Origin of the sequence: Paracoccus aminophilus JCM 7686, assembly GCF_000444995.1 — a bacterium.
Taxonomy (GTDB): Bacteria; Pseudomonadota; Alphaproteobacteria; order Rhodobacterales; family Rhodobacteraceae; genus Paracoccus; species Paracoccus aminophilus.
In genome coordinates this window covers 20,392-39,234 of the sequence record NC_022044.1, presented here as the reverse complement: position 1 = coordinate 39,234, position 18,843 = coordinate 20,392, and the positions used below count along the sequence as shown (strand labels likewise).

Sequence of the window (18,843 nt, the reverse complement as noted above, 5' to 3'; positions counted from 1 at the left end):
CCTCACCCCACCGATTTAACCGACCAGCCCGTCAGCCGGTTCTGCAGCCTCAGCAGGGCCGCATCCATGAACCAGCCAACGACGCCGATGACGATGATCGTGGCAAAGACGACATCGAGCTGAAACGCCTTGCGCCCCCACATCATGAGATAGCCGATCCCCGCCGCCGAAGAGATCATTTCGACCAGAATCAAGGCCTTCCAGCCTTTCGACAGCGCCAGGCGCAGCCCGGTCAGCACGCTTGGCAGGATCGAGGGCAGCGTGATCTGAAAGACCCGCGTCAGGAAGGGCAACTCGAGCGCGGCGGCAATCTCGTCATATTTGCGGGGCCGGTTACGCAAACCCTCATAGGCTGAGACCATCAGCGGCAGAAAGCAGGTCTTGGCGATCAGGATGATCTTGAGCGCCTCGCCAATGCCGAAAAGCAGCATGAAGAAGGGCAGCCACCCCAGCGAGGGCACAAGGCAGATCGCGCGGATGGTGGGCGCGACATAGATGTCGAGAAAACGCGACAGGCCGAAGGCCAGCCCGGCGATCAGGCCAAGCGCGCCGCCAAGCGCCACGCCCCAGAGGACGCGTTGCAGGCTGACCCAAAGCTCGGATTGCAGCTCGCCGCTGGCCAGAAGCTCGCCGGTGGTCTCCCAGACAAGGCCGGGCGCGGGCAGGACCTGCGGCGCGAGCCACTCGCCCTTGGTCGCGGTATGCCAGAGCAGCAGCACCGCAAGCGGCACGACCGCCCCGAGCGCCAACTGCTGCGTCAGGCGGAGCAGGCGCGGGTCAAACCCTGCGCGAAACGGCGCCCAGAGGCTCCACCCCGCCGAGGCGGTCGCGGTCTTGTAGCTGACATAGGTCATCTGCTGCTCCTTTCCTCACACCGCTTTCACCGGCCCAGCTTCATCGGCCGCACCCGGCCCGGCTCAGCCGATCGCCTGACCGTCAGAGCTGCGCGGCGTCCAGACCTTCTGCCAGCCCTTTTGTTCGATGATCCGCGAAAGCTGGCTGTCGTCGATCCAGCCCGCGACATCGAAGGGCTTGCGCACCAGCTTGGTCGCGAGCGTGAATTTCAGCCCTTCGTCGATGTTGTGGCGATAAAAGCCGTCGAGCAGCGGCGTATGGCGGTCGGCCAGCTTGTCGCCCTCGTAATCCTTGACATAGCTTTCGCGCGGCGTGCCGGTTTCGGCGAAAATGTCGAAGACCTTGTCGCGGTTTTCCTCTTGGCTGCCCCAATGCGAGGCCTCGACAAAAGCGGTCAGAACCCGCTCGACCACCTCGGGATGAGCGGCGGCGAATTGCTCGTGCACGGTGAAGGAGCCGAAGGTCGAGCCCGGCGCGGGGCTGCCCTTGGTCGTATAGACGACCTCGGTCAGCCCCTGCGCCACCGTGGTCAGCACGCTGTTGCCCTGCCCGATGATGACATCGACATCGCCGGTCTGGATCGCGGCGATCTGGTCGGCGCCCTGAATGTCGAAGAGCACGACATCGTCATTCGTCAGCCCGACCTTCGCCAGAATGAGGTAAAGCGAGAGCTCGAAGATCGTGCCGCGCTGGAAGGCGACGCGCTTGCCTTTGAGATCTTCGAGCGTCTTGATCCCGGCCTCGGGCCGCGCCGCAACATAGGTCGGCGACACGCCCGAGCCCGCCAGCACCTTGGTCGGCACCCCCGCGCCGCGCCCGACGATATTGGGCAGGCCGCCATAGCTTGCGAAATCGAGCTGGCGGTTGGCCAAAGCCTCGTTGATCGCCGGGCCCGTACCGCGCGGGAATTGCCATTCGATGCGGATCTTGTCGGCCTCGAACTCTTTTTCCAGCAGCTCGAGCCCGCGCAGAAGGCCGATATTGCCATTGCCGTAAGGCCGCCCCGAGGCATTGCCCGGACCGGCCAGCCGGATCACCTCAAGCTTGTCGCTCGCGGCCCGTGCCAGAGAGGGCGCGGCCAGAAGCGCCGCCGCCGCAGAGCTGCGGATCAGAAAATCACGCCGTTTCAAGCTCATGTCGTTCTTCCTTTGGATATGCGAGCGTTAGATATGCGGCCCCCTTGGCGAAAACCTCGGAGGGCCGCCTTGTTCGGGTCCCTTGCGGGGAAAATGGTGCAGCGCGGGACTTTAGCCGCGCAGCCGGCTCATGATCTGGGGCGCGGGGGCGACGCGGCCCCCTTTGGCCCAACCGACCGAGCGGCGGTAGCTGCCAAAGCGGCCCTGCGCCTCCAGCTCGGGCTCGGTGATGCCCTCGGTGCCATCGGCATTCGGCGCGACGTAAAGCGCGTCATCAGGGCACCAGACCTCACACATATAGCAGGTCTGGCAATCGTCCTGCCGCGCGATCACCGGGATGCCGCCCTTGACCGCCGCGAAGACATTGGTCGGGCAGACCTGCACGCAGATGTTGCAGCCGGTGCAGCGCGCGGCGCTGATAACTTCGATCATGCCGCAAGCACCTCGAGCGCGGGACCTGCGACGGGCGCGGGCGTGGTCCAGACCTCGTCGAGCCCGCCGCTGATGATGTGATGGCGCTGCGCCTCATCGGCTTGCGGGAAATCCTCGCGCTTATGCATCCCCCGGCTTTCCGTCCGGGCCAACGCCGAGCGATACATCCAGCGCGCCGTCGCCAGCATCGCGAGTCCTTCGCGGGTGCGCAAAGCCTCGTCGCGGCTGGCCTCATCGGCCGAGCGCGCACTGGCCCAAAGCCCGTCGAGCGTGCTCAGCGAGGCCTCAAGTCGCGCGCCGTGGCGCTGATAGGTGTTCTCGTAAGGCAGGACGATCTCGCGCACGGCATGGGTCAGCCCCGCCGCATCAATGCGCGCGCCCTTGCCCTCGCGGATACCGACGCCGCCCGCCCGGTAAAGCTGAGCTGCGCGACCGCGCTGACCGCGGGCAAACTGCGCCGCGCCCGAGCCCGCCCAAGCACCCGAGGACATCGCCCAAGCCGCGTTATGGCTGCCGCCGCCGGTGAACGCGCCGCAAATCAGCTCTCGCGTGGCCGCATCGCCCGCCGCGTAAAGCCCGGGGACCGAGGTCGCGCAGCTTTCGTCGAGCAGCCGCAACCCGCCGGTGCCGCGCACCGTCGCCTCAAGCCGCAGCGTCACCGGGAAGCGGTCGGTGAAGGGGTTGATGCCGCTGCGATCCAGCGGGACGAAGAAATTCGGCTGGGCATGGCGCATCGCGATCTGGGTCTCGGCATCGGCATTCAGCCGCGCAAACACCCCTTTGCCCGCGGAAAGTGTGCGCGCAATTGCCGTCCGCCCGCCTTTCGAGGCCGCGCCCGGAATGGGCGAGCCATCGGCATAGGTGAACTCGGCCCAGTCATAAAACCGCGTCTTGGTGACCGAGCCATGTTCCATCGCCATGGCATAGGCCGAGGAAAACTCCATGCCCGAGAGTTCGGCGCCAAGTTCCGCCGCCATCAGATAGCCGTCGCCGGTCAGCACATTGCAGCCAAGCGCCTTGGACAGGAACGCACAACCACCGGTCGCAATCACCACGGCTCCGGCCTGCACCTGCCAGAGATCACCGCGCTGGCGGCGCAGCCCGACCGCGCCCGCAACCGCCCCCGATCCGTCGCGCAGAAGTTCGAGCACCGGGCTGTGATCGAGAATGCGCACCCCCGCCGCCTTGACCCGCTTGCGCATCAGCCGCATGTAATCGGGCCCATCGAGCGAGGTGCGGATCTGCGTGCCATCGGCCGCCTGCGGGAAAGGATGGCCCCATTCGGACAGCAGATTGACGTTGCTATAGGTCTGGTCGAGCACGCGCCGCATCCAGACCGGATCGGCCAGCCGCCCGCCCATGTCCCAACGCGAATTCATCGCCTTGGCGCGCAGGCCCGGGTCCGGCGGCACATACCACACGCCCGTCCCCGAAGGCGCGGTCGCGCCCGAGGTGCCGCAAAACCCCTTGTCCGCGAGGATCACCTTCGCCCCCTGCGCCGCCGCGGTAATCGCGGCCCAGGTTCCGGCAGGCCCGCCGCCGATCACAAGGACATCGGCGTCAAGGCGGGTGGCAACTTGCAGATTGTCGGCTGTGCTCGTCATCTCGCTTCTCTCGCTGGAGGTCACTTGCGGATATGCTCGGGAGAAATCACGACCAAGTAAATAGAGATTACGGCATCATTTATTTGCGCCCACCGAAAGAGGATGTTGCCTGAAGCCGCTTTGAGCGCGCTTCTCGGCGCTCTGCCCGGCAGAGGCCGCGTCTTTCGTGATTCGCGCGGCGGTTGTGCAGATCGCGCAGTCTCGCGCCCGGACTTCGCCGAAGCAGGCTTTCGCTGACCCTTCCCCCGCGGCAAGCAAGATCGTGCCAAGCCTGCGACAATCGGCTAGGCAGCGCAGGCGGATGTGGACAAGTCGGGACGACTCTCCTATTCGAACGATATAATACGACCCTTTACAGAGCTTTTGCGACATGCCCCACTCGGTCACGACGATTCCTTCCGACGGCGAGACCGTCCCCGCAGAGCTTGTCCGCGCCTTTGCGGCCCATGCCAACCGGCCCGCGCTGCACGATCAGGACCACCGTCTGAGCTACGCCGCGCTCGCGGATTTCGTGCGCGTCTTCCTAAGCCAGATGCGCGACGACGGCCCGGTCGGGGTCTTTGGCACGCCGAGCACGCTGATGGGCGCGGCCTCGATTGCGGCAGTGGTGACGGGGCGGCCCTTCGTCCATCTCGATCCGGCGATGCCGCAGGCGGTGCTGACAAATATCGTCGATGAGCTGCAGGTCGGCACGATCATCACCAGCCAAGAGCCGAAGCCCGGCCAGCTTCCCGCCCATTGCCGGGTCATCACGGCGGCCTCTTGCCTTGCGCCCGCAACCAACCTCCCGCCGCTGGTCGCGGCCCCGGTGGCGCCGACCGATATCATCTATCTGGTCGCAACGTCGGGGACGACCGGGCGGCCGAAATGCATTCCCGTCACCCATGACGCGGCTTACCTGTCTTACCTGTGGCGCGACGCCTATACGCCCTATGATCCCTCGATGAAGGTCGGGATCTATATCTTCGCGATCTGGGAGATGTTCCGCCCGCTGCGCAATGGCTCCGAGCTGTATTTCCCCGGCCTGAATGATCTGATGTCGCCGCAGGCTCTGGTCGCGTTCATCTCGCGCGCGGGGCTGGATGAGATGCTCTTCACGCCCTCGTTCTTCGAAAAGGCGCTGAGCGCGGTCACGCCTGAAATCGGTGCGAACCTGCCTTTGCGCCGGGTCGTCCTGAACGGCGAGGTCGTGAGCGACGCTTTGGCCGCCGAGGCCCGCGCGAAGCTGCCCAATACCGAGATCTGGAACCTCTATAGCATCTGCGAGACCCATGACATCTGCATGACCCTGCTCGACGGGGCGCGCGATCCTGGCAAGCCGGTCTCGGTCGGCGTGGCGATGTCGCATCTGCGCGCCGTGGTTTTGGACGACAAGGACCAGCCCTGCCCGCCCGGCCAGCCGGGGCTTTTGCATTTCGAGGGGCCACGTATGCTCGGGCCCGGCTATATCAACCGCCCCGAGGATACCGCGCAGCGCTTCCGCATAGTCACGCTCGAAGGCCAAGAGCGGCGGCTTTATGACACCGGCGATCAGGGCTATGTCACGGAAGACGGCCAGATCTATGTCATGGGCCGCGTCGCCCATATGCTGAAACTGCGCGGCCACAGCATCCAGACCCGCGAGCTGACCGAGACCCTGACCGCGCATCTCGGCTTCACCAAGGGCATTCCCTGGGTCCAGCAAAGCGATGATCGCGGCCAGCTTTTGCTCTTCTATTACACCGCCGACGCCGCGCAGCGCGCCCGGAACGCGCAGGATTGGGGGATCGAGGCGGTTTGGCAGCGGATGCCGCAGGCCTTGGCGGAAGTGCTGGCCAAGGTTCTGCCGCGCTATTGCATCCCGACCTATCTGGTCCAGCTCGATGAAATCCCGATCAACCCGGTCTCGGGCAAATGCGATTTCAAGGCTTTGCCCAAACCGCCGCAGGATGATGCCGATCTGGCCGATGACGCCGATGCGCTGCCCGTCACCCGTCTGGCCGCCGCGATCCTGCGTTGCCCGGCGGGCAGCATCGACCCGGCGCTGTCCTTCCACGATCTGGGCGGCGACTCGCTGATGTGCGTCGACCTGCTGCTGGCTATCGAGAGCGATTATGGTCGTCAGGTTGATTTCGACTGGGCGCTGAACCTGCCGCTGACCCGGCTGCACGCGCTTTTGACCGAAGAAGCCGAGACCGCGCCCACGAGCTTCGACCGGCCCGGCATTTTCCTGACAGGCGCGACCGGCTTTCTCGGCGGCCATGTGCTGGCCGAAGCCGCGCGCGACCTGCCCGCAGGCCATGTCGTTTATTGCCTCGTGCGCCCGCGCAACCGCGACCCGCTGGAGCGACTGAGGACGCAGGCCAAGGCCTTTGGCGTGGCCGAGGACCGGATTGTCGCCGTCACCGGCTCGATTGACGAGGCGCGCTTTGGTCTCGATACCGAGCATTATGCGCAGTTGGCCGAGCAGGTCTCTGGCGTGATCCATTGCGCGGCGATGGTGAACCTTGCTGTGGATCGCGCGCGGATGGAGGCCTGGTCGCAAGCCGGCATCACCACGATCCTGCAATTCTGCCGTGACGCCGGGGCGGCCTTGGTCTTTTCCAGCTCGACCTCGGTTTTCCCCGATATCGGCGGACCCTTCCCCGAAGGGCCGACGCCGATCTTCGCGGGCATCTCGGGCTATGGCGCGGCCAAGATCGCGGCAGAGGACGCGATTGCCGCCTCGGGTCTCGATGCGTCAATCATCCGCCTGCCATCGCTTTGCGATCTCGACGCGCCGAACCCCAAGGATCTTTACGAGACCATCTTGACCGCCTGCCGCAAGCTTGGCAGCGTGCCGGAGGGGCTGTGCTTCAAGATGACCGATGTGCGCGCGGCGGCGCGGTTCCTGACGCGTCAGCTTGGCGCCAAGGGGCTGCATTATGTCAATCTGATCGCGGATGATGCGGTGACTTGGCCGAAGGATGCGCCGGGCCTGACCGTGATCCCGGCCGAGGACTGGACCCGAACCGCGCCCCTCACCGCCCCCGAGCAGCGCCTGCTGCGCGAGGCGCCGACGACTTTGCGGGCCAATGCGCGGTTTGACAATGCGGTGGCGAAACGCCTGTGGGCCGGGCTGGACCTTGGCCCATTCGCCGTCTCGGACCCCGCCGAAGTGGTGGCCCGCCGGTTGCAGGCCACCTCAATTACGTCTGATCTGGGCAAGTCTTACCAGAGCGATCCGGCATTGACCTGATAATCGGCCATCGTAATCGCGCGAGCCGCGTCGCTTGCCAGAAAGGCGGCGAGGCTCGCGATTTCCTCGGGCTGGACCAGCAGGCCCTGCGGGTTCGAGGCCTCGTATTTCGCGCGCACCTCGGCCCGCGGCAGGCCGGTCTGGGCGATGTCCTGCTCGATGAACTGCTGGAGCATCTCGGTTTCGACCCAGGTCGGGCTGATGCTGTTGCAGGTCACGCCCTGCGCCGCGCCCTCAAGGCTGACACAGCGGCCCAAGCCCAGAAGTCCGGCCTTCGAGGCACAATAGGCCGCGTTATTGGCCATGCCCTGATGGGCCGCGACCGAGGCGATGTTGATGATGCGGCCATATTTGCGCGCCAGCATCAGCGGCATGACGGCGCGGATCATCTTGAAGGTGCCAGTGAGATTGGTCTCGATCGTGTCGTCCCACAGCTTGTCGGAATGGCCCGCGACCGCCGCCTCTTCATAGATCCCCGCCGCATTGACCAGCACATCGACATGACCGCGCGCCGCGATCACCGCATCGACGAAAGTCGCCACGCTGTCGCTGTCGCGCACATCGAGCGCGCCGATGGAAACCGCGTCGCCATAGGTCTCGCGCAGATCTTGCGCAAAATCCGGATCGGCCCCGCGACGCGCGCCGATATGGACGGCGAACCCGTCATCGAGAAACCGGCGCGCAATCGCTTTCCCGATCCCGGTCAGACCGCCGGTGACAATTGCGATTTTCTGAATATTGCTCATCTGTAACCTGCTGCGTCAAACCAAGGGACCTGCTTAACCAGCAGGCAAAAGGGCCCGGAGGCCTGAATCTGCGGCCCTTATTGCGTCGCCCGCGCGCGCTGTCCAACAGGAAATCCCCCGGCACCACCAAGACCCGAGATCATCGCCCCGCGTGGCGCAGGAAGAGCCCCGACGAGAGCAGCCTCCGCGTGGCTCGGCAAAGCTTCGCCGATGCTAGGAGGTTGGCCGCGATGACGGTCGATATGGGCCGGTTGACAGATTGTCGCAGGCAAGCACTCGTATTGCGCAAATTTAATTGGGTTATTCAATCTTATTGCAATTACAAATTGCCGTTAGCTATGCTTATTAGAGTTAATTTCTCGTTGAATAAGTTATTATATTCCGACCTCACGATATAATGCGCATATTCGGTCTTTGTTAATATCTCCTTAAGGTTGTTGACTCTTTTAGGGGCAATTTTTAAGGGTGAGCGCGCAATTGCGCGGCCCATCCTCTCCTCCTGTCGGACTGAAAATGCTCGGCCATTTTCGACCTCGGCGGAAAATGAAAGCACCATTATGTCTTATATTATCGACTTCCCCCGCGGAACTCTGACCGGCGATGCCAACAACGGCTACGACCTCAACTTTGATCCCAGCCGAGGCGGAGCTAAATTCAGCAATACCTTCGGAAGCTCGACCGAAGTCAACAAATTCGACGTCGCAAACGACGCATCTGGCCCCGGCACTTTGGCGACCGGCGACTATGTCGCACCTATCGTCAACAACAATCCGGTTCCGTCGAAATATATCGGTAAAGCCGATATCAGCTTTGAAAGCGTCGGCAGCACCCAGAACGGCGGCGTTTTCAGCGGCCTGAGCGTCACTTTCAAAATTGACACCATTAGTGCCAGCCTTATCCAGACCGATGCTGGCGCGCTCAAACTGCTCGCACCGGATCAATTTTCGAAGGACGATGTTTATGTGACCGCGACGTTGACCTTCAAAGGTCAGACGATTACGGTTCACGCCAAGCATAAAGATATTGTCGAAGCTTTGGCCAATGAGGCTGAAAAAGTAGCTCTCACAAACCCCGATTTCCGCGAAGTCTCGGATCACGTTTGGGACAACGATAGCATCTATATTGCGACCATCGACAACTCGCGTCCGAGTGCGCCGATTACGGTCAATATCCGCGAAACCCATGAAATCCCCGACAAAGAAATCGGCGATATTCTGTGTTTTGCAGCAGGCACGCTGATTGCAACCGCCAATGGCGAGATTGCCATCGAGAATCTGCGCGTTGGCGATCTGGTGCTGACCAAGGATCACGGCCCGCAACCGATCCGCTGGATCGGCTCGACCAAGCTCAGCGCAAAAGATCTGGCCAAGCATGAAAAACTGCGTCCGGTCCGGATTGCAGCGGGTGCTTTGGGCGCTGGCTTCCCGGCGAGCGATCTGTCGGTTTCGCCGCAGCACCGCGTTCTGGTGCGCTCGCGCATTGCCGAGAAACTTTTCGGCACCGATGAGGTTCTGGTCGCGGCAAAGCAGCTTCTCCAGATCGAGGGCATCAATATCGCCACCGATCTCGCCGAAGTCGAATATTTCCACATGCTGTTCGATCAGCATGAGGTCGTGCTTGCCAATGGCACCGAGACGGAATCGCTTTATACCGGTCCGATGGCGCTCTCGACGGTTTCGCCGGAAGCCCGCGCAGAGATCTTCGCGCTGTTCCCAGAGCTGAAAGACCGCGATTACTCGCCCTCGACCGCTCGTGTGCTGATTTCGGGCCGTCAGGCGCGTAAATTGGTCGTGCGCCACATTCAAAATTCCAAGCCGCTCGTCGCAGCAGCCTGAGCTTAAAATCAAGAAACCGCTCCGATTATCTCGGGGCGGTTTTTTCAATGTCGCGATCCCGCGCTTTTAGCCGATAATCGCTTTCGGTTCGAGAAAGGCCTCGAGGCCAAAGGCGCCGAATTCGCGGCCAATGCCCGAATGTTTAAAGCCGCCAAACGGAGCCTGTGCATCCGGCGCCGCTTCGTTCAAAACCACCCGCCCCGAGATCAGCTCTTTGGCAATCCGCCGCATCCGGTTTTCATCCGAGCCGAGAATATAGGCCTGCAAGCCATAATCGGTATCATTGGCCAGAGCGATTGCCTCGTCCTCGTCGCGGTAGCTGATCACGCTGACCACCGGCCCGAACACCTCTTCGCGCGCAATCCGCATGTCATTGGTGACATCGACGAAAACCGTCGGCCGCACGAACCAGCCGCGCTCGATGCCCTCCGGACGGCCCGCGCCGCCGACGAGCACCGCAGCGCCCTCGTCCTGCGCGAGCTGGATATAGGACTGAACCCGCTCCCATTGCTTGGCGCTGACCATTGGACCGACGCCGACGCTGGGATCATCGGCGGCCCCGACCTGCACTGCTGCAAAGGCTTCCGCGAGGCGCGGCAGGATCTCGGCCTTGCGCGATTCGGGAATCAGGACGCGCGTGCCAGCGATGCAGGCCTGACCGCTGTTGCGAAAGGCCGAGGTCACGATATGGGGCAGCGCCTCATCGAGATTGGCATCGTCGAGCACGATCTGCGGCCCCTTGCCGCCCAGCTCGAGCGTCACCCGTTTGAAGCTCTCGGACGCCCCGCGCAGGATCGCCCGGCCGGTCGCGGTCGAGCCGGTGAAGCTGATCTTGGCGATGCCGGGATTGTGGCTCAACTCTTCGCCGACGACCTGACCATAGCCGTTAACCACATTCAAAACGCCACGCGGCAGGCCCGCGCCATGCAGGGTTTCCACGATCGCCTGCGTCTGAATCGCGCTCATTTCAGAGGGTTTGATGACAATGCTCGTGCCCGCCGCCAGCGCCGTGGCGAGCTTGGTGCAGATGAAGCTGATGTCGCTGTTCCAAGGCGTGATCGCGGCGGCGACGCCGACCGGCTCCATCACCACCTCGGTGGTTCCGATCTGGCGGGTAAACGCAAAGCTCGCGGCCGTTTTGGCCGCCTCGTCAAAGACTTGCGCCGCATGGGCGATCGAGGCGGTGATAAAGCTTTGCGGCGCGCCATATTCCTCGGACATCGCGGCAATCAGCCGGTCGCGGTCGGCGAGAACCGCATCGCGCAACCGGTGCAACAGCACGACGCGCTCTGACGGCGTGGTGCGGCGCATCGCGGGGAAAGCGCGGCGCGCGGCGGCAATCGCCTTTTTCGCATCCTCGGCATTGCCAAGGCGGACCTCGCCGATCTGCTCTTCGGTGGCGGGGTTGAACAAAGCAAAGCGCTCGGTGCCCTCGGGGGTCACGAATGCGCCATCGATGTAGATCTGATCGATTATTTTCATCTTGCGATCTCCTTCTGCGGTGACGGAGATATGCACCCGGCGCAGTGATAGGATAAGCTTGGCAATCAAAGACAGGCTGATGAGGAAAATCGCGCAATGAAAGCCACTTTGGCCGAGCTTGAAGCCGTGGTCACCGTCGCCCGTCTCGGCGGCTTTCGTGCCGCCGCGCGCGAGCTGAACCTGTCGTCCTCGGCGTTGAGCCATGCGGTCGCGGCCCTTGAGGCGCGGATCGAGACGCGGCTTTTCAACCGCTCGACCCGCTCGGTGGCGCTGACGGCGGCGGGGCAGGCTTTCGTCGCCGAGGTCTCGCCCGCCTTGGCCAGCATCGACGGCGCGCTCGAGCGCACGCGCGCCTCGCAGGAGCGTCCGACCGGGGTGCTGCGGCTCAATCTGGCTTTGGGCGCCGCGCGGATTCTGCTTGAGCCGGTGCTGCTCGAATATCTGCGCCGCTATCCTGAAATGTCGCTCGAACTGGTGACCGAGGGTGCGCTGGTCGATGTCATCGGTCAGGGCTTTGACGCGGGCGTGCGGCTGGCAGAATCGGTGCCGCCAGATATGATCGCGATCCCGATCACCGAGAAAGAGCGGCTGATCGTCGTCGGCTCGCCCGCCTATTTCCGCGACCGCCGCTTGCCCGAGCATCCTTCCGAGCTGGCGGCGCATCGCTGCATCCGCGCGCGCATGGCCAGCGGGCGGACCTATCACTGGGAATTCGCGCGGCGCGGCGAAAGCCTGACGGTCGATGTCGAGGGGCCGCTGACGCTCGACGAAAGCGGGCTGATGCTGCAAGCGGCGCTGGCCGGTGCGGGGCTCGCCTTTCTGGCCGAGCGCCCGCTCGCGGGCTATCTGGCGCGGGGCGAGTTGGTGCAGGTGCTCGACGGTTGGACCCCGGCCTTTGACGGGCTGCGCCTTTATTATCCCGGACGCCGCCATGTCCCGACCAAGCTGCGCGCGCTCATCGAGCTTTTGCGCGAGCGGCGCGGGCTCGACGCCCCGATCACCAACTCCTGATCCGGCCCGGTCTGCGCTTGGCTTTGCAAATCCGCCGCCTCACGCGGATAGTTTCGGATGCGCAAACCCCATCCCGCAGCGCGGCAAAGAGAGGATCAGATGATGCACAAGATGTCCCTTCTGAATGGCCGGATCATCCACAATTCGGATCTTGGCACCGTCACGCAGGTCAATGCCGATGATCTGCCGGTGATGCGCGGTCTCTCGATCAAGCGCCTCGCACTGGCGCCCGGCGCGTTGCGCGTGCCGCATTGGCACGCCAATTGCGTCGAGCTCGGCTATTGTCTGCGCGGCGCGGCGCGGGTCACGGTTCTGGCCAGCAGCGATGTCTATTCCGCCTTTACCATCACGCAGGGGCAGATGTTTCACATCCCCTCGGGCGCGTTGCACGCGATCGAGAACACCGGCGCCGCGCCCGCCGAGATGATCATCGCCTTTCGCCACGAACGCCCCGAGGATTTCTCGCTGCAAGGCACCTTCGGCGCGATGAGCGATGCCGCGCTTGGCAATGCCTATGGCCTGCCCGCCGCCGCATTTGCCCCGATGCGCCATGTCACCGACGGCGCCTATCTCGCGCGCCGTGAGGGACCCGCGCGGTCGGTGCCCGAGACCGACCGCGCCACGGCCCATAAGTTCGATCTTGAGGCCCAGCCCGCGATGATTGCGGCGAGTTTCGGCACGGCGCGCTTGGCGCGGGCGCAGTTCTGGCCCGATCTGCGCGAGATCTCGATGTATTCGCTGCGCGTCACCGCAGACGGAATGCGCGAGCCGCATTGGCATCCCGAGACCGCCGAGATGGGCTATGTCGCAGCGGGGCGCGCGCGCATGACGCTGCAAAACCCCGACAGCAGCACCGAGACATGGGATCTCGCGCCGGGCGATGTCTATTTCATCCCGCGCGCCTATCCCCATCACATCGAGGTGCTTGGCCCCGAGGAAATCCATTTCCTGATCTTCTTCGATCAGCCCATGCCAGAGGATATCGGCATCCGCACCATCCCCGCCGCCTTCGCGCCCGAGGTCATGGCGGCCGCGCTTGGCCTGTCGCCCGCCGATCTGCCCGATTTTCCCCGGATCACCGATGACCCGCTCATCGTTGCCCGGGTCAATCCGCAAAGCCTTTGATCGGCAGATCAGGCGTCGCCTGCTGCATCGACCAGACGCACGAGATCAGCCAAAGTCTTGGCCCCAAGCTTGCGCATGACCTGCGCACGCCGGACCTTGATGGTGATCTCGCTGAGGCCCAATTCACCCGCGATCTGTTTGTTCAAGAGCCCTTGCACGACCAACCGCGCGACCTCTCGCTCTCCGGGCGTCAGCGCCTGCCATTGCGCCAGATGCCGGGCCTGCCGCGCCGCCGCGTCTCGGCGCTGGCGGTCAGCGTCGAGCCCGCGCTGGACAGCGTCGAGCAGATCCTGATCGCGGAACGGTTTGGTCAGGAAATCAATCGCGCCGCGCTTCATCGCCTGCACGCCCATCGCAATATCGCCATGCGCGGTCATCACGATCACGGGCATGTCGATACGAGGCCCTTCCGCGCCCTGCCCCGCCATCTGGGCCAAGAGATCCATGCCGCCCATCCCCGGCATCCGCACATCGGTGACAAGGACCGAGGGCACTTCGGGCCGCGCGGCCTCCAGAAAGGCCTGCGCCGAGGGGTAAAGCGTCACCGGCAGCGCGACCGAGGCCAGCAGATCCTGCAAGGCCTCGCGCAGAGCCGCGTCATCGTCGATCACATGGACCATCTGCAGCGGATGGCTCATGGCGCATGTCCTGTGGTGGGTAAGGTGAATTCCAGCGCCGCACCGCCCGGCAGGGCCGAGGCGCGGATGCGCCCCCCATTCGCCTCAACGATCGAGCGGCAGATGGTGAGGCCAAGGCCGATCCCGTCGGGTTTCGTCGTCCAGAAGGCATCGAAAAGCTGCGCGGCCTCGGTCTCGGAAAAGCCCGGACCGCTGTCTTGGACGCGGACGCGGACCTCGTCGCCGATGGCCTCAGCCGAGATCTCAATCTCGCGCGGCGAGATCTCGGGGGCGCGCAAAGCCTCGATCGCGTTCAGCAAAAGATTGGTCACGACCTGCCCGATTTGCAGCCGGTCGGCGTGAACCTCGGGCAGGCTTTCAGGCAGAAAAAGCGTGAGGCTGATCCCGGCGCGGTCGATCTGATCCCGCGCCATTTCGGCGATGTCGAGCACCAAGGGTTGCAGCGCGAAAGCGGCGCGCTCGGGCGGTTTGCCACTGGCGAAGCCGCGCACGCGGGCGATGACGGCGCTGGCGCGCGTGGCCTCGCGCTCGATCCGGTCCAGCGCGGCCGCGGCCTTGTCGAGCACCGGCGGCTCCTGCGCGAGCCAGCGCCGACAGGCCCCGGCGCTGGTCACGACCGCCGCGAGTGGCTGGTTCACCTCATGGGCAATCGAGGCGGTGAGCTCGCCCAGACTGGTCACGCGGGCCATGCGCAAGAGCCGCTCGCGCGTGGCATGGGCGGCGGCTTCGGCCTCGACCAGCCGAAGCGCCAGCCAAGCGGTGATCGCAATCGCAATCATGCTGATCGCGGTGTTGATCAGCCCGACCTCATAGCCGCCCGAATGGGTCATGGCGAAACTCAGAAGCGTCAGCGCCACGCAGATCGAGGCGAGCCAGACCACGCGCCGCGCTGGCAAAAGCCGAGCGGCGGCGAGGATCACCGCTGTATAAAACACCGCCGCCGCAATCGCGTAATCGGTCAAAGTATCGGCCAGAAAGATCACGGCCATCGCCGCCGACAGCAGGCCAAGCGTCAGCTGCGGGTGACGGCCAAGATGGATCTGGGCGCGGGGTCGTCTCATGCCTTGGGTCCCGTCAGAAGCGGCGGCTCTCTCTTGCCTAGCAAAGAAGACCCGCGCCGCAAACCGCCTCATTCGCGCGTGCTGCCATCCCACGAGGCATTGGCGACCCCGGCCTGCCGCGCGAGACGGCGGGTGACGGCCTCGATCTCATGGGGCTCGACGGCGGTGCTGACCAGCGTCGCGATGATCTCGACGGTGTCATCGCCGCGCTCGAAGATCTCGACATCGCTGACCGGGTAATGCGCGGCCTCGAGTTCCTGCACCAAGAGATCGCGCAGTTTCGGCATGGCTTCGGGGGTTGAGATCAGGCTGACCTCATAGGTCGCCTCGCCCGCGCGGTCGTCAATCGGGATGCGGTTGATCGCATTGACCAAGGGCCGCAGCAGCGTGTTTCCGGCAAGGATGAAGAAGGTGAGCAAAACCGCCTCGGCCAGTTGCCCCGCCCCCGCCGCACTGCCGACCGCCGCCGAACACCAGAGCGTCGCCGCCGTGTTCAGCCCGCGCACGTTCATGCCCTCTTTCATGATCACGCCCGCGCCGAGAAAGCCGATGCCCGAGACGACATAGGAAATCACCCGCACCGATTCCGAAGCACCGCCGACGCGCCCGCCCAGATCGACGAAGGCCGCCGCCCCCAAGGCCACCAGCACATTGGTGCGCAGACCGGCGGTGCGCTGGCGATATTGCCGCTCGGCCCCGATCAAGGTGCCCAAAACGAAAGCCGCGAGAAGCGCGGCGAATGTGTCGAGAAATTGCAGCCCGTCAAAGCTTTGGATGAAACGCATGAAGAGGTCCGAAGATCAGGGCCGCGCCCCGGAAGCGAGGGGCGCGGCGGGAAAGGTCAGGCTTAGAACCACTGTCCAAAGCGGCGGATATAAAGGCGCTTCATCGTCTGCGCCGTCACACAATAGGCGGCGAGTGTGACAACCAGCCAAGGGAAGTAGGCCAGCGGCAGCGGCTGCAATCCGATCCAGGCACCAAAACCGGTGAAGGGGATGGCGATGCCAAGCGCACAGACCAGCGCGGTCATCAGCATGACGGGCGGCGCGGCGCGGCTTTGGAGGAAGGGGATCTTCTGGGTCCGCAGCATATGGACGACCAGCGTTTGCGACAGCAACCCTTCGATAAACCAGCCCGATTGGAAGAGCGATTGATGCGCGACCGAATTCGCGCCGAAGACATACCACATCAAGGCGAAAGTGCTGATGTCAAAGATCGACGAGGTCGGCCCGATCCAGATCATGAAGCGCCCGATGTTCTTGGCATCCCATTTGCGCGGCTTTTTCAGAAACTCCTTGTCCATGCGATCCCAGGGCAAAGCGAGTTGCGAGATATCGTAAAGCAGGTTCTGGATCAGCAGATGGATCGCCAGCATCGGCAGGAAGGGCAGAAAGGCGCTCGCGACCAGAACCGAGAAGACATTCCCGAAATTCGAGCTCGCCGTCATGTTCAGATATTTGATGATATTGCCGAAGGTCTCGCGCCCGGTCAGCACGCCTTTTTCCAGCACGAGCAGGCTTTTCTCGAGCAGGATGATATCGGCGGATTCGCGGGCAATATCGGTGGCGCCATCGACCGAGATCCCGACATCGGCATCGCGCAAGGCGGGCGCGTCATTGATGCCGTCACCCAGAAATCCGACCGTATGGCCATTGGCTTGCAGGGTTTTCAGCACGCGCGATTTTTGCAGCGGCGTGAGTTTGGCAAAGATCGTGCGGGTCTCGACCTCGGCGGTGAGCTGGGCATCATCCATCGCCTCGATCTCGCGCCCCGAGACCGGCTCGCCCGGATCAAGCCCGACATCGCGGCAGATCTTGGCGGTGACGACGGCATTGTCGCCGGTCAGCACCTTCACGGTGACGCCGTAATCGGCCAGCGCCGCAATCGCCTCGCGCGCGCTGTCCTTCGGCGGGTCGAGGAAGGTCAGGAAGCCTTGCAGCACCATCTCGCGCTCATCGGCGACGCCGTAGGCGGGCTTGGCCTCATCTGCCGGGATGGCGCGGCTCGCGACCAGAAGGACGCGGAAGCCCTCGCGGTTGTAATCGCGCGCCATCCGGGTCAGCCGCTCGGCGGTGGCGGTGTCAAGCGGGCGGATCTCGCTGGTGTCGCCGTCGCGGTAGGCGGTCGCAATCGCCAGCATTTCCTCGACCGCGCCTTTGCAGATCAAAAGCTGCGCGCCTTGGGGATCCTCGACCACGACCGAGAGACGGCGGCGCTCGAAATCAAAGGGCAGCTCGTCGATCTTGCGGAACTCGCGGACCGCCGCGACGGCCTGTTCATCGCGGCTGGCAAACTCGACCACCGCGCGGTCCATCAGATTCTTGACCCCGCTTTGGTGGTGGCTGTTGAGCCAGGCGAGTTCCAGCGTGCGGGTATCCTCGAAGCCGTCGAGATCGAAATGATGCTCCAGAATGATGCGGTCTTGGGTCAGCGTGCCGGTCTTGTCGGTGCAGAGCACATCCATCGCGCCGAGGTTCTGGATCGCATTCAGCCGCTTCACCACCGCCTTGTTGCGCGCCATCACCACCGCGCCTTTCGCAAGGTTTGACGAGACGATCATCGGCAGCATCTCGGGCGTCAGGCCGACCGCCACGGCGAGCGCGAAGAGGAAGGCATCGGTCCAGTCGCCCTTGGTCAGGCCGTTGATAAAAAAGACCACCGGGACCATGACCAGCATGAAACGGATGAGCAGCCAGCTGACGCTGTTCACGCCGCGATCAAACGAGGTCTCGGCCCGCGCGCCGACCACGGCCTTGGCGAGAGAGCCGAAATAGCTGGTCTCGCCGGTCGCGACGACCAGCGCGGTCGCGGTGCCGCTGACGACATTCGTGCCCATGAAGCAAGCATTGGCGAGATCGAGCGGACCGGGCTCTTCCCCCGCCGCGGGGCCCGCCGATTTACCCGCGACCGTGCCGAGCGTGTCGTATTTTTCGACCGGCAAAGCCTCTCCGGTCAAAGCAGCTTGCGAGATAAAGAGATCGCGCGATTCAATCAGCCGCAAATCGGCGGGGATCATGTCGCCCGCAGACAGGCGCACGATATCGCCGATGACAATTTCGGCCATGGGGATCTCGCGCAAGATCGCGGGCTCGTCCTTGGCGGGGCGGCGCAGCACGGTCGCGGTGTTATGGACCATGGCGCGCAGCGCCTCGGCCGCGACGCCCGAGCGGTATTCCTGCCAAAAGCGCAAAGCGGCGGACAACAGCACCATCACGACGATGATGGTGACGCCGGTGTAATCGGGCGCCTCGCCCGCGCGCAGCGGCAAGATCACATCGGTCACGGTGCTGACGGCGGCCAGGGCCAGCAGCACGGCGATGAAGGGATTGGCGAAGGCCTGCGCGAGTTGCACCAGCGCGGGCGTGCGCCGGTCATGGGCGACCTCGTTCGGGCCATTGGCGGCAAGGCGGCGCACGGCCTCGTCTTCGGTCAAGCCCTTGAGGCTGGCGCGGGTGTTGACCAGCGTCGCCTCAAGGCTGTTTTGCGCCTCGCGCACGGCACGGGCGGAGAGTTTGCGGGCATCCTGCGGATCCTGCCCGGATTTGCGAGACGCGCCCCGGGGCAGAGTGGCCCGCGGCGGCGTCATGGGGGTCATTGCGGTCATGGTGGTCACTTTCCGCTTCGCAATGGACCGCGCCGGGGCAGAGGCGCGATCGGCACGCGAAGCTGTCATTTCGTCCCGAAGGAGGGCTTGGAGGCCG

The 18,843-nt window shown here is 64.2% G+C and carries 14 protein-coding genes; 4 read left to right on the top strand and 10 right to left on the bottom strand.

Annotated features, from left to right (window positions below; genetic code table 11):
- Positions 1-2: 2 nt before the first annotated feature.
- From JCM7686_RS21560 to JCM7686_RS21545, 4 genes are all read right to left on the bottom strand, one after another.
- A complete protein-coding gene (locus JCM7686_RS21560) occupies positions 3-854 on the bottom strand; it encodes an ABC transporter permease (protein WP_020953135.1) in 852 nt (283 codons plus the stop codon).
- 63 nt (positions 855-917) lie between these two features.
- The gene (locus JCM7686_RS21555) at positions 918-1,991 is read right to left on the bottom strand and encodes an ABC transporter substrate-binding protein (protein WP_020953134.1); all 1,074 of its coding nucleotides are present in this window, start codon (positions 1,989-1,991) and stop codon (positions 918-920) included.
- A 111-nt stretch (positions 1,992-2,102) separates the two neighbouring features.
- Positions 2,103-2,423, bottom strand: a complete 321-nt coding sequence (locus JCM7686_RS21550; protein WP_020953133.1) for a 4Fe-4S dicluster domain-containing protein — start codon at positions 2,421-2,423, stop codon at positions 2,103-2,105.
- Positions 2,420-4,027: an FAD-dependent oxidoreductase gene (locus JCM7686_RS21545; protein WP_020953132.1), complete on the bottom strand. Its 1,608-nt coding sequence runs from the start codon at positions 4,025-4,027 to the stop codon at positions 2,420-2,422. Before JCM7686_RS21545 ends, JCM7686_RS21550 begins: the two co-directional genes overlap by 4 nt.
- Positions 4,028-4,397: 370 nt before the next feature.
- On the opposite strand from JCM7686_RS21545, the gene JCM7686_RS21540 reads away from it, so the two are divergent.
- The gene (locus JCM7686_RS21540) at positions 4,398-7,244 is read left to right on the top strand and encodes an AMP-binding protein (RefSeq protein WP_020953131.1); all 2,847 of its coding nucleotides are present in this window, start codon (positions 4,398-4,400) and stop codon (positions 7,242-7,244) included.
- On the opposite strand, the gene JCM7686_RS21535 is transcribed toward JCM7686_RS21540, so the two are convergent.
- On the bottom strand, positions 7,217-7,990 hold the full coding sequence (locus JCM7686_RS21535; RefSeq protein WP_020953130.1) for an SDR family NAD(P)-dependent oxidoreductase: 774 nt from the start codon (positions 7,988-7,990) through the stop codon (positions 7,217-7,219). The two genes, JCM7686_RS21540 and JCM7686_RS21535, sit on opposite strands and share 28 nt — an antisense overlap.
- 557 nt (positions 7,991-8,547) lie before the next feature.
- Between JCM7686_RS21535 and JCM7686_RS24205 the strand changes: the two genes are divergently transcribed.
- Entirely contained in the window at positions 8,548-9,825 is a 1,278-nt protein-coding gene (locus JCM7686_RS24205) for a Hint domain-containing protein (protein ID WP_020953129.1), read from the top strand.
- A gap of 66 nt (positions 9,826-9,891) precedes the next feature.
- Here the strand turns inward: JCM7686_RS24205 and JCM7686_RS21525 are convergent, their stop codons facing one another.
- Positions 9,892-11,307 (bottom strand): aldehyde dehydrogenase family protein, encoded by a 1,416-nt coding sequence (locus tag JCM7686_RS21525; RefSeq protein WP_041528363.1) that lies wholly within the window; start codon positions 11,305-11,307, stop codon positions 9,892-9,894.
- Between the two features lie 96 nt (positions 11,308-11,403).
- Between JCM7686_RS21525 and JCM7686_RS21520 the strand changes: the two genes are divergently transcribed.
- Complete coding sequence (locus JCM7686_RS21520; protein ID WP_020953127.1) at positions 11,404-12,318, top strand: LysR family transcriptional regulator; 915 nt, start codon at positions 11,404-11,406, stop codon at positions 12,316-12,318.
- Between the two features lie 102 nt (positions 12,319-12,420).
- A complete protein-coding gene (locus tag JCM7686_RS21515; RefSeq protein ID WP_236635916.1) occupies positions 12,421-13,443 on the top strand; it encodes a cupin domain-containing protein in 1,023 nt (340 codons plus the stop codon).
- A gap of 8 nt (positions 13,444-13,451) precedes the next feature.
- Here the strand turns inward: JCM7686_RS21515 and JCM7686_RS21510 are convergent, their stop codons facing one another.
- The 4 genes from JCM7686_RS21510 to mgtA form a co-directional block, all read right to left on the bottom strand.
- On the bottom strand, positions 13,452-14,081 hold the full coding sequence (locus JCM7686_RS21510; RefSeq protein WP_020953125.1) for a response regulator transcription factor: 630 nt from the start codon (positions 14,079-14,081) through the stop codon (positions 13,452-13,454).
- Positions 14,078-15,142, bottom strand: a complete 1,065-nt coding sequence (locus tag JCM7686_RS21505; RefSeq protein WP_020953124.1) for a sensor histidine kinase — start codon at positions 15,140-15,142, stop codon at positions 14,078-14,080. Before JCM7686_RS21505 ends, JCM7686_RS21510 begins: the two co-directional genes overlap by 4 nt.
- A 68-nt stretch (positions 15,143-15,210) precedes the next feature.
- On the bottom strand, positions 15,211-15,927 hold the full coding sequence (locus tag JCM7686_RS21500; RefSeq protein ID WP_020953123.1) for an MgtC/SapB family protein: 717 nt from the start codon (positions 15,925-15,927) through the stop codon (positions 15,211-15,213).
- A gap of 62 nt (positions 15,928-15,989) precedes the next feature.
- A complete protein-coding gene (mgtA, locus tag JCM7686_RS21495; RefSeq protein ID WP_084621305.1) occupies positions 15,990-18,737 on the bottom strand; it encodes a magnesium-translocating P-type ATPase in 2,748 nt (915 codons plus the stop codon).
- Between the last annotated feature and the right edge of the window lie 106 nt (positions 18,738-18,843).

Coding starts and splice junctions, on each gene's coding strand:
- JCM7686_RS21560 (WP_020953135.1), bottom strand. CDS start 854: ATGACCTATGTCAGCTACAAGACCGCGACCGCCTCGGCGGGGTGGAGC.
- JCM7686_RS21555 (WP_020953134.1), bottom strand. CDS start 1,991: ATGAGCTTGAAACGGCGTGATTTTCTGATCCGCAGCTCTGCGGCGGCG.
- JCM7686_RS21550 (WP_020953133.1), bottom strand. CDS start 2,423: ATGATCGAAGTTATCAGCGCCGCGCGCTGCACCGGCTGCAACATCTGC.
- JCM7686_RS21545 (WP_020953132.1), bottom strand. CDS start 4,027: ATGACGAGCACAGCCGACAATCTGCAAGTTGCCACCCGCCTTGACGCC.
- JCM7686_RS21540 (WP_020953131.1), top strand. CDS start 4,398: ATGCCCCACTCGGTCACGACGATTCCTTCCGACGGCGAGACCGTCCCC.
- JCM7686_RS21535 (WP_020953130.1), bottom strand. CDS start 7,990: ATGAGCAATATTCAGAAAATCGCAATTGTCACCGGCGGTCTGACCGGG.
- JCM7686_RS24205 (WP_020953129.1), top strand. CDS start 8,548: ATGTCTTATATTATCGACTTCCCCCGCGGAACTCTGACCGGCGATGCC.
- JCM7686_RS21525 (WP_041528363.1), bottom strand. CDS start 11,307: ATGAAAATAATCGATCAGATCTACATCGATGGCGCATTCGTGACCCCC.
- JCM7686_RS21520 (WP_020953127.1), top strand. CDS start 11,404: ATGAAAGCCACTTTGGCCGAGCTTGAAGCCGTGGTCACCGTCGCCCGT.
- JCM7686_RS21515 (WP_236635916.1), top strand. CDS start 12,421: ATGCACAAGATGTCCCTTCTGAATGGCCGGATCATCCACAATTCGGAT.
- JCM7686_RS21510 (WP_020953125.1), bottom strand. CDS start 14,081: ATGAGCCATCCGCTGCAGATGGTCCATGTGATCGACGATGACGCGGCT.
- JCM7686_RS21505 (WP_020953124.1), bottom strand. CDS start 15,142: ATGAGACGACCCCGCGCCCAGATCCATCTTGGCCGTCACCCGCAGCTG.
- JCM7686_RS21500 (WP_020953123.1), bottom strand. CDS start 15,927: ATGCGTTTCATCCAAAGCTTTGACGGGCTGCAATTTCTCGACACATTC.
- mgtA (WP_084621305.1), bottom strand. CDS start 18,737: ATGACCCCCATGACGCCGCCGCGGGCCACTCTGCCCCGGGGCGCGTCT.